This is a genomic window from Methylotenera oryzisoli (genome assembly GCF_004661485.1).
GTDB classification, from domain to species: Bacteria; Pseudomonadota; Gammaproteobacteria; order Burkholderiales; family Methylophilaceae; genus Methylotenera; species Methylotenera oryzisoli.
In genome coordinates this window covers 97,522-108,247 of sequence record NZ_PQVH01000011.1, presented here as the reverse complement: position 1 = coordinate 108,247, position 10,726 = coordinate 97,522, and the positions used below count along the sequence as shown (strand labels likewise).

Annotated in this window: 4 protein-coding genes; all 4 read left to right on the top strand. The window is 44.7% G+C overall.

Features of this window, described 5'->3' with window-relative positions; translation table 11 throughout:
• The first annotated feature begins 317 nt into the window (after positions 1–317).
• The 4 genes from C3Y98_RS09235 to C3Y98_RS09220 all read left to right on the top strand — a co-directional run bounded on the left by C3Y98_RS09235 (position 318) and on the right by C3Y98_RS09220 (position 10,583).
• Entirely contained in the window at positions 318–2,051 is a 1,734-nt protein-coding gene (locus tag C3Y98_RS09235) for a ShlB/FhaC/HecB family hemolysin secretion/activation protein (RefSeq protein ID WP_209308779.1), read from the top strand.
• A gap of 46 nt (positions 2,052–2,097) precedes the next feature.
• Positions 2,098–2,799, top strand: coding sequence for a hypothetical protein (locus tag C3Y98_RS09230; RefSeq protein WP_135278306.1), 702 nt, complete (start codon positions 2,098–2,100; stop codon positions 2,797–2,799).
• Positions 2,800–2,865: 66 nt separating this feature from the next.
• Positions 2,866–9,711: a hemagglutinin repeat-containing protein gene (locus C3Y98_RS09225; protein WP_135278305.1), complete on the top strand. Its 6,846-nt coding sequence runs from the start codon at positions 2,866–2,868 to the stop codon at positions 9,709–9,711.
• Positions 9,708–10,583, top strand: a complete 876-nt coding sequence (locus C3Y98_RS09220) for a hypothetical protein (protein WP_135278304.1) — start codon at positions 9,708–9,710, stop codon at positions 10,581–10,583. Before C3Y98_RS09225 ends, C3Y98_RS09220 begins: the two co-directional genes overlap by 4 nt.
• The last annotated feature ends 143 nt before the right edge of the window (positions 10,584–10,726 follow it).

Sequence of the window (10,726 nt, the reverse complement as noted above, 5' to 3'; positions counted from 1 at the left end):
GTGATTAAGAGTAGTCTGTATTCTAGTCTTGTACGTCATTAGTGTAGGCCTAGCGTTTGATATCTTAAGCGTTAGGTTTTGCTTCATGTAATACTTTATCCTCAATTAATCAATCAGTTGCAATCGTGATTGAGTGTTTATCGGCGTGTATTGTAAACAATTGTTAACTTTATAGGTCGAGTCAACTGTAGCTCGGTATTGTCGGATATTATTTTCAAAAAATTAAAATAGCACGCATCGCTATCTATACTTTAATGAAAATAATAACAATTAATCATACACAATTTTGTTTCGTCGTTCTGTGCCTGTTTACCCCTTTGCAACTTTTATCTGCTGAAGTTATTAATCAAGCAGATACCAACGCGCTTGAGCAAAACCGCCAACAAGAGCGTTTGCGTCTATTAAAACAACAGCAAGAAATCAAGCCCGATGTACGCGAAGCGGTTGAAAAACTGCAAAATGCTGCCACGGTAATCAGTGATCAGATTCCTGAGTCTGAAACACCATGCTTTGCTATTCATCAAGTTGAGCTGGTTGGAGACTCCGCTAGTAAATTTCAATTTGCCTTAGATGCTGTCCTCACCCATGCGCAGGAAGTTAATCAACCAATTTTAGGACGCTGCCTCGGTGCTGTGGGGATTAATGCTCTAATGGCACGTGTTCAGCATGCCATTATCGCAAAAGGCTATATCACCACCAGAGTGCTAGCCGCGCCGCAGGACCTTAAATCTGGCGTACTTAAACTTACTATCGTTCCCGGTAGGCTATCTTCAGTACGTTTTACACCAGACTCAAGTAAGCGCATATCGGCGTGGAACAGTCTGCCAATCCATGTAGGTGATATTTTAAACCTACGTGATATTGAGCAGGCGCTGGAGAACTTTAAACGCGTACCTACTGCTGAGGTAGATATTCAAATTGAGCCAGCTCAGTCTGGATTGAACGGAGAACAACCATTATCTCAGCCAGGTTTAAGTGATCTTGTGATTAGCTACCGCCAACGCTTTCCACTAAGAGTGTCGCTCAATTTAGACGATAGTGGCGTTAACAGTACGGGTAAGTATCAAGGTGGTATTACCCTATCAGCTGATAATTTGTTATCCATTAATGATTTGTTTTATGTGAACTATAACCATGATTTAGGTGGCGGTGATTCAGGAAGAAGGGGTAACGAAAGCCATAGTGCGCATTATTCTATTCCTCTTCAAAACTGGTTATTAAGTACAAGTGCATCACACAGTACATTTCACCAAACGGTAGCAGGTACTAACCAAAGCTATGTGTTTAGTGGTATTTCCCAGCAAGGTGATGTGAAAGCCTCACGGCTAGTTTACCGTAGCCAAATCAACAAGACGTTTCTCTCTGTAAAAGGCTTTTTACGCAAATCTAGCAACTATATAAACGATACTGAAATTGAAGTGCAACGTCGTCGCACTGCTGGTTGGGAGCTTGGTGTTAATCAAAGCTGGTATTTAGGCAGTGCTGTTTTAGATTATAACCTTGCCTATCGCCGTGGCACTGGCGCAAAAGACTCACTTAAAGCGCCTGAAGAGGCCTTTAACGAAGGCACTTCACGGATGGAGATGCTTATCGGTGATTTAAGCTTAAATGTGCCATTCAAGGTGAGTGCTCCTTGGGGGATGCAGCCCTTGCAATACAACGCTAATTTACGCGGGCAAGCCAACTACACACCGTTAACTCCACAAGACCGATTTAGCATTGGCAACCGCTTTACTGTGCGAGGTTTTGATGGTCAGCAGACTTTATTAGCAGACCACGGATGGTTTATACGCAACGAGCTTGCTGTACCTATCGCTGCATCTGGTCAGTCTATGTATTGGGGGCTGGATTATGGAGAGGTGGGCGGTCAGTCTGCTAAAAACTTACTGGGTCAATACTTAGCTGGTACAGCTCTCGGGATGAGGGGAGGGTTAGGCAGCCGCTTTGGATATTTAAGTTACGACGTATTTGTGGCAAAGCCAATTAACAAGCCGCAAGGGTTTGAAACGCATAGCACCACAGCTGGTTTTAACTTCAATTACTCATATTAGATTTAGTCACACATTTTTTAAGTTCAACAATAGGAACAATCAAGCAATGAAAGCACCAGTATATATATACACCTTGTCAGCATTAATCGCATTTACAGCAACTGCGTGCTCAACAACACCATTAACATCGAAAGATGCACTGAGGGATTCAATATTAAATAGCCATATCGTCGTTGCGCCAATCGCTAAACCAGCGCAGCTTGCAGAGCGTACAAAAGCACAAGCGGTTGGTAACTTTGTGGTGTCGTCTGTCGCTGGGAGTGTGGCAGGTAGTGCAGGGGATGCTAGAAACATGCAGCAGCTACAAAATAACATGAACATCGGTCAGACATTCGGCAGAGAGCTCTCCAAAGCATTACCAGATAGTTATGCCGTAGGGGCTGGTAAAGGAGCTGATTTAGCACTGGCAAAAAAACTTTCTGATTATTTTGATAATCGTGCACCAGCGTCTGCCTCTGTTGGGCGTGAACTCACCATAGCTGTCAATGCGCCATTATGGGAGTTGGGCTACGTGTCTTTTCTTACGAGTCAAGATTACGCATTGAACTATCACTTACAGGTAACTTTGCTAGAGCAAAAAGAGGGGAAGCGGCAGGCAATTAAGACCGTCAGTTGTGGTAGCGCTGCAAAGGAAAAAATGCCACTAGAGAACTGGAAAGCAGAAAACTACAAAGCAGTAGATGCTAGTGCGGCAATGATCGTCAATGAGTGTTTTGGTCGATTCCTAGCTGAAGTCGGCCTGAATTAGAAATAGCACGAGTGCTAGCTAGCCAGTTTTTTATTTACCTAACCTGTATTCAAAAGGAAGTTGTTGATGAACAAACAATGCTATCGCATCATCTTTAACGCTGTACGTGGCAGTATGATGGTTGTTGCAGAAAATGTTAAATCGCATATAGGTAAAGCAGCTACAGGCAAAACTGTTGCTACTAGTATCATTCGACTGCCAGCGTTACAACAAAGCCATACTTTAAGACCCATGGCATTTAATCTCATGCTAGCACTCGGTATGGCGATGGTGATTCCTAATCCTCTTAATATACCAATAGCTCAGGCTGATATTGTTGCCGATCAGACCGCAGCTAGCACGCTACGCCCAATGGTGATGAATGCGGCTAACGGTACACCGTTAGTGAATATACAAACACCAAGCGCTGCAGGCGTTTCGCGTAACGTTTACAGCCAGTTTGATGTTAACAGTAATGGCGTGATTCTTAATAATAGCCGTAGCAATATAGAAACACAGCTTGGTGGATGGGTGCAGGCAAACCCGTATCTTGCGGGTGGTTCTGCTAAAGTGATCTTGAATGAGGTGAACAGTCAGAACCCTAGCTTACTTAATGGTTATATTGAGCTTGCTGGTAGCCGTGCACAGGTAGTAATTGCCAATCCTGCTGGCATTAGTTGTAATGGCTGTGGTTTTATTAATGCACATCGTGCTACCTTAACTACTGGTACGCCCATTCTTAACAATGGTAGTTTGTTAGGTTATCGTGTGGGCGGCGGCAGCAGCATAAACATATTAGGTAACGGCTTAGATGCCTCACAAGCAAACTTTACCGATGTGATAGCGCGTGCTGTTGAGGTGAATGCAGGTATTTGGGCTAACGCCCTCAATATCACCACGGGTACTAATCAGGTTAATGTGGACCAAAATGGCCACCAAACCAGTGTTACACCAATTAGCCCCAACTCCAGCAGTGCTACCCCCGCATTTGCGGTTGATGTAGCTGCTTTAGGTGGTATGTACGCAGGTAAAATCAGCATGGTAGGCACTGAATCTGGCCTTGGCGTGCGTAATGCAGGCTCAATTGGCGCTAGTGTAGGTGAAATTAGCATTACTGCCGATGGTCTACTGCAAAACACAGGCAGCATAAGTGCTAAAACCAATATCCAGATAGATACCGTTGCTTTAACTGGTAATGGCAGCATTAAGGCAGATGCCAATATTTCAATTAATCTTAATGCAGATTATACGCATACTGGCGAACTACAAGCTGGTGGCAACCTTAACCTACAAACCACTGGCGACATTGCCAATCAATCTACATTGCTTGCTAGTCAGTCAGTCACTATCAGCGCGCAAAATATCAACAACACTGCCGCAGGTGAAATCGTAGGTGCTGACACTGAACTCAACGCAACTGGCACGCTCACAAACCTTGGCCTGATTGATGGCGTTGATACGCGAGTTAATGCCGGTACGCTGATCAATACTCAAACCGGTAGCCTGTTTGGTGATCACTTATCCGTAAAAGTCGCTCATTTAAGCAATACAGCTGGTGCGACTATTGCCGCCCGTACTCAGCTTGATATTGGCGCTACCACCATTGAAAATCGCAGCGATAGCCTTATGTTTAGTATCGGTGATCTTGCCATTGGGGGTAGCCTAGACAATAATCACTTAGCCATCGGGTCTGCTGACTCTCTCATTAATGATGGCGCGACTATCGAATCACTTGGAAACTCTACCTTTGCAGTAACCGATTTACAAAACTTAAATGCTGATTTAGTTACACAAGTGGTGCAGACCGGAACTGGGAGCTTTGATCGTTTTACTCCAAGGCATCAAAGCGTTATTTTAGAAAGTGGGGATTATCCAGCCTTTCAAATCGGTAATGTCAATGTCGAGTGGCGCTATGGCTCAACTTACGGTCTGCCATATAATTTCCGTGAATACACGCGCTACCTTGGCACTAAAACCATCTACGAAACGCAAGTGGTTACATCCACCCCTGGGCAGATACTTGCTGGTGGAAATATGACGTTCAGCGGATCAGTCCTCAATAGCGATAGCCAAATCATTGCTGGCGGCAACCTCGATGTGAGTGGCGCATCAGTCCAAAACTTAAATACAGAAGGCCAAACTACCACCAGTTATAACGGTACTGCCTATTATTACGACTGGGACGGTAACGACGATGATTATGATGTAGATGTGATTGGTGCCTACAACCCAGCCAATACAGTGCTTACCTATAACCTCTCAACCAGCCGATTAGAAGGTAGTACGACACCAACTGGCAGCGGCACTACCGTGAGTTCAGCGGCTGTGCCAGTAGTGACGAGTAGCTTGTTCCAGACTAGCCCAGACGTAGCGGCGAGCTACCTGATAGAAAGCAACCCTCGCTTTACCAACTACCGTAACTGGCTAAGCTCGGATTATATGCTAAGCCAACTAGCGTCTGACCCTGCCACCATGCAAAAGCGTCTAGGTGATGGCTTTTACGAACAAAAGCTCATCCGTGAACAAATCAACCAGCTTACGGGGCGCCGCTTTCTAACAGGCTACGCTTCAGATGAGGCACAATATCAAGCGCTGATGGATAACGGCATTACCACCGCACGCACTCTGCAGCTCATCCCAGGTGTGGCACTTACCGCAGCCCAAACCGCGCAACTCACCAGCGATATCATGTGGTTGGTGGAAAAAACGGTCACACTGCCAGATGGCACCACCACTCAAGCACTAGTGCCACAAGTCTACGTTAAGCTACAATCCGATGACCTACACCCCACCACAGGCATCATGTCTGGCAACAGTGTCACCATGCAGTTATCTGGTGACCTTGTTAACCAAGGCACCATCGCAGGCCGCAACTTTATCAGCCTTGATGCGCAAAATATTAATAACCTAGGCGGGCAACTACAGGCCGACACCACACTACTCAAAGCCAGTAACGACATCAATAATATCGGCGGCCAGTTTGTAGCCAAAGATGCCATGTTGCTAGAAGCTGGTAACGACATCAACCTACGTAGCACTACGCAAAGCAGCCAAAACAGTAGCGGTGCCAGTAGTTTTAGCCGTACCAATCTAGACCGTGTTGCAGGGCTTTATATGAGCAATCCTGACGCGATACTGGTTGCCAACGCAGGCAATGATGCCAATCTGATGGCAGCAACTATCATCAATCGTGGCGAAGGTGCAGTCACGCAAGTCAATGCTGGTCAAAACATTAACCTAGGTACAGTGACTATTGCCGAGCAGAACAGTAGTGTCCGTAATGCCAAAAACTACGTTAAACATGGCGGCACCCAGGAGATAGGCACACAAATCCAAACCAATGGTGATATCACTCTCAATACAGGCAAAGACTTTAATGCTAAAGCGGCTAACGTCAATAGTGAAGATGGCGCAATTAAAGTGGCAGCTGCAGGAGATATCAATATTATAGAAGGCCGTGAAACCAGTAACTTTGATACTGCCCGTAAAGTCAAAAAAAGCGGCACCTTCAGCAGTAAAACCAAAACCCAACGCGATGTATTTGCATCAGACAACAGCATCAGCAGCAATTTCAGTGCAGACAACATCACCCTACAAGCAGGCAATGACCTCACCGTACGCGGCAGCAACATCGTCAGCGACAACGGCACCACATTAAACGCCAACAACAACCTCAACATCACCAGCGCACAAAACACCGCCTATGAACTACACGAACGTAAAACCAAATCCAGCGGCCTCAGTAGTAGTGGTGCCAGCGTTAGCCTAGGTACAAGTAAACTCAGTACTAAACAAACCACAAACAGCACCAGCCAAACTGGCAGCACCGTGGGCAGTGTAGAAGGGGACGTGAATGTTACGACTGGTAAGGTCTATACACAAACAGCTAGTGACGTACTTACCCCAGCAGGTGATATCAATATTAATGCGCAACAAGTGAACATTACTTCTGCACAAAATACCAGCCAAACCTTACAAGAAACTAAGTTTAAACAAAGTGGTTTAACCCTGGCTATCAGCAACCCAGTGATCAGTGCGATTCAAACAGCTCAACAAATGAGCCAAGCAGCCAGCCAAACTAGTGATAGCCGTATGCAAGCCTTAGCAGCGGGTACCACAGCATTGGCAGTCATGAATGCAAGTGATGCACTCGGGAAAGTAGATCAATATGGTAATGTGCCTACCGCAGGCAATACTGGCCCTAACGACATGACTAATGTACGTGAAGCCAATGCTGTGGACCAAATGGGTGGCATTAACATCAGTCTCTCAATTGGCACCTCAAAAAGCAGCAGTAAAACCACTCAAACCAGCAGCAAAGCACAAAGCAGTACACTCAATGCTGGTGGTGATATTACTATTGTCGCTAGTGGCGCTGGTGAAGATTCAGATATCAACATCATTGGCAGTCAAGTAAAAGCCAGTGACGATGTTATGCTAAAAGCTGACGACCAAATCAACTTACTTGCTGCGCAAAATACCGATACTCTCACTGGAAAGAATAAATCCAGCAGTGCTAGTTTAGGAGTAAGCGTTGGCACAACAAGTGGTTTTGCTGTCACTGCCAGTGCTTCACAAGGCAAAGGCAAAACCACAGGTAACGGCACCACCTGGACAGAAACCATTATTCAAGGTGGACATCAAAACGGCGACAAAGTCACACTAGAAAGTGGTACCGATAGCACACTTAAAGGCGCACAACTCACAGGTAACCAAGTGGTTGCCCATATTGGTACCAGTGGCACAGGCAATTTCAATATAGAAAGCCTGCAAGACACTAACCAATACAAAGACAAGCAAAAAAGTGCAGGTTTAAGTGTCAGTATCCCGATTGGTGCAGGTAGCTATGGTGGCTCTATTAGCGCCTCCAACAGCAAAACCAAATCCAACTACGCCAGCGTGAATGAACAAAGCGGTATTATGGCGGGGGATGGAGGATTTCAGGTGAGCGTCAATGGCAATACTAACCTCACAGGTGCAGTGATTGCTTCCACAGATAAAGCCATCCAAAATAATGCAAACAGCTTGAATACACAAACGCTGACAACGGCTAATATCGAAAATAGTGCAGAGTACAGTGCAAAAGGCTTAAGTATTAGTGCTGGCGTAGGGCTTAACCAGCAACCAGATGGCACAGGCTATAAAAATAGCCCAACCGCCAGTGCTGGTAGTGCAAACTTAAGTGATAACAGTAGCAGTGTAACCGTCAGTGGTATTAGTGGCGGTGTGGTGAATATTACCGATAACACGAACCAACAAATAAAAACAGGTAAAGACACTACAACTACAGTAGCCATGCTTAACCGTGATGTGCAAACCCAACTCAGCTCCGATGCTCAAGGCGACACTTTAGCTATCGCAGTGGATAGCCAAGGCAATAGTCTAGCAGGCACCTTAACCCCTATCTTTGATAAAGAGCAGGTGCAAAGAGAACTCAACGCACAGATACAAATTACCCAAGCGTTTAGTCAGGTAGCGCCGAAGGCGGTAGGGGATTATGCTGGTAGTCAATATGACAAACTCAAAACCAGCAACCCAGAAGAAGCTGCTAAATGGGCTGATGGTGGAGTCTATCGTGTCGCATTGCATACACTAGTTGGGGGCTTGGTGGGGAGCTTAGATGGCGCCTTAAGTGCAGGTGTCTCTTCAGCAGTAATTCCAAAAGTAGGCAATGAAATTGTTAAGCTAGATATCCCAGAGGTGTTAAAACAAAGCTTGATCATGGCCACAGCTTCAGCTATTGGTGTGAGTGTCGGTGGGCAAGTTGGAACAGGGACAGCATTAAGTGAAGCAACCAATAACTATCTGAATCATCAAGAGAATCAAGAGCGTAAAAAAGCTATTACGGATTGTGATGAAGGAGATGATGAAGCGTGTAACCGGGCAAATGAGTTGACAGATCTTGATAAACAGCGAGATATTTCCTTACGTACTGCATGTGTTGATGCTGTAAGCTCTGATGCTTGCCGTACTGCTACTATTGTAATGCGTCAAGCGCTAGGTACTTATTTTGATAAAACAGCAGACAATAAACCTATAAGAAACGTAACGCCTGAAGATAAAGCAGTACTTTCAAGTTATACAGACAAAAATGAGTTGCAAAGTTATGTCCCACTTATTCGTGTGTCAAATCAGGAGCTAGATAGAGTAAGTATTGGTAATGCAGATAAAAGTCAAAGTCCTGATCTTTATAATGGCGATCCCTATGACGTTATTGATCGTAACACTCATAAAAACTATGTCGTGGTCAAAGTGGCGGATCAATGGGGGGTGATTGGTAGTTCCGATGATCAGGTCTATACAAACAAAGCTGGCGTAAATGGCATGCAAAATTCGCCAATTTACGCCCCTGCTTTAATGGGGATTCATGTTGAAGATGCCTATGCAGGTACTAGTGTCTATACACTTAATTATGTGCCTAATAATGATTTTGTAACGGATCTTGCATTGTCACTGGCTGACAAAGTGAGTTTAGGCGGTCTATCAACTACATCTGAGGCCAAGTTTTTGTCGAGAGTGTTGCAAAACGTACAAGATAATGGCAATCAAGTGGATTGGGTAGTGCATAGCCGAGGCGGCGCAATATTTACACAGGCTGTGAATATTGCGCTTGGCAACTTATCCAGCAATACCGTATTGTTCCACTCAGGGGCTAATAATGAATTGGTAACAGGTTTGATTTTGGATCGTGCAGGAATTAAATTTGGATTAGGAACGAAAGATAACCCACAACCCGCTTATAAAAATTCAGATGCTGACGTTGTGCCTAATATCGCTGGTTTAAATGGCAATCCGATAAAATGGATAAAGTCTATTATTGCTATACCTGATTTATCTAAAGGACCATCAGACAGTCCGCACACCTTGCCACTTGGTTATCTCGTAGAACCAACACGTTACAGCGGCCCATATAAAGAAGAAAGTAACCCATGAAATACTACCCAATTACATTAGCCATGATTGCTATGTCATTACTCATACCAACACAGCTGCTTTCCGCAGACTTGGAAACATACAAAAACTTCAGAGATCCACAAGAGCGTCTTGATCAGGACTACCCAGTACCCCCGGGCAGCTATACCATTCGTATAGACGACCGTACCTTCATTATGACTATCCCACAAGGAAGAACTGCCGCGACTTACAATCGGGAAAACATTGATACGCAGTATTATCGAGAGCAAGTTTTTGGAACAAATTATAGAAGAGAAAAGACTGTTGGTTTGATTGGCTTTCGACGCAAAGATGAGACTGGCATATGGCCATTTGTGAATACATATGGAGAAACCGGGATTGGTGCTAGTCTTTATCTGGCTGAAGAATGGGAATCAAAGATAGACCGTACCTCAGATAAGGCCTGGATGTGGGCAGATTATAGAACCTTAGAAAGCTTAGTGAAAATGACGAAGGGTTTTAATTATATATATGATGCTCAAGGTAACCGTTTAGGTAAAAAAGATATCCCTCGAGATGTGGTGGTCATCAATGGTCGCCAATGGGCACGAGAGCATTATGAAAAGGGGGGGAGAGCACGCGCCGTTGCTGGTCTAGCTGGAGAGACTGTAGATACCTATTACACAGGTATATCAGAAAACAGTTATATTCGATTAATAGTAGTAGCTCCATATACTGCTAGTAGTTATCCTAAAGATAAAGAGCGTCCAGAGTGGGTAAAGCAATCCTCTGCATTTATCGCACAAGCTTTAACTTCTATCAAAATATCCGCCCCAGCAGGTAGTACAGAGCCGGATTTCTTCACTGTAGATGAATCACAGAATACACCCATTGAAATGCTTGTGCCGTAAGAAAAATGGGGTGTTGAATAATGCAGCTGCATTAACGCCGGTAAGAGAAAAAGCCCATAAAGGCTGTGTAAGCCAAATAAGGAAATTAATCCTGATTGCTCCTTACTTTCTTCATTAATTAGAGCAACGTCCCACACTTATTT

Coding starts and splice junctions, on each gene's coding strand:
- C3Y98_RS09230 (WP_135278306.1), top strand. CDS start 2,098: ATGAAAGCACCAGTATATATATACACCTTGTCAGCATTAATCGCATTT.
- C3Y98_RS09225 (WP_135278305.1), top strand. CDS start 2,866: ATGAACAAACAATGCTATCGCATCATCTTTAACGCTGTACGTGGCAGT.
- C3Y98_RS09220 (WP_135278304.1), top strand. CDS start 9,708: ATGAAATACTACCCAATTACATTAGCCATGATTGCTATGTCATTACTC.